Genomic DNA, 599 nt, shown 5'->3' on the forward strand with positions numbered 1-599 from the left:
CAGCCAGCGGATGGTGTCGACGATCTCGTCGGCGGTGTGCGCGGTGACGGTGTCGGCGGCCAGAATGGCCAGCACCAGCTGCCGCAGCTGCGGCCAGGTGCCGATATCGAGGGCATCATCGCTTCGGATGCCGGCCACGGTTTCCTCCCCGCCAGGCCAGGGGGCGGCGGCAGCCGGGTAGTCCTCCGGCGCGCCTGGGGCATCGTCGCAGGTATTCCACGGGGTGACGGTGGTTGCGGCACCGGCCAGCGGATCGGGGTGGGTGAAATACAGCCAGCCTGCGGCCAGCTGCGCCCACTGCCGGTGAAGGCTTGCCGGCGGCCGGTTGTCCCCGCCGTCGGGGCATCCGGCATAGCTGTGCGCCCGGGAGCGTGGATCCCGCAGAAAACCGGTGACCAACCAGCCGGCGGCGGCGCCGGAGGAGATGCTGACCAACGCCTCATACTCCCCGCCCACCCCCGGGTGGGCGGCCGCCAGACTGGTCAGGGCGCGTTTCGCGATCTGACCCTTGGTGGTGCACACCAGCGGCTCGGCGGCTAAAAGACGCACTGTTTCGGCGACGGTGACCGTGTGGTTGAGTCCGTTGGCGGCGGCGACCT

1 protein-coding gene is annotated in these 599 nt (G+C 70.6%); it reads right to left on the bottom strand.

The window, feature by feature from the left end; genetic code table 11:
- Window positions 1-599, bottom strand: a 599-nt coding sequence (locus tag JZY06_RS08520) for a hypothetical protein (RefSeq protein WP_207279137.1), incomplete at both ends; no start/stop codon positions are given.

Source organism: Corynebacterium mendelii, from assembly GCF_017307055.1.
In the GTDB taxonomy this organism is placed as follows: domain Bacteria; phylum Actinomycetota; class Actinomycetes; order Mycobacteriales; family Mycobacteriaceae; genus Corynebacterium; species Corynebacterium mendelii.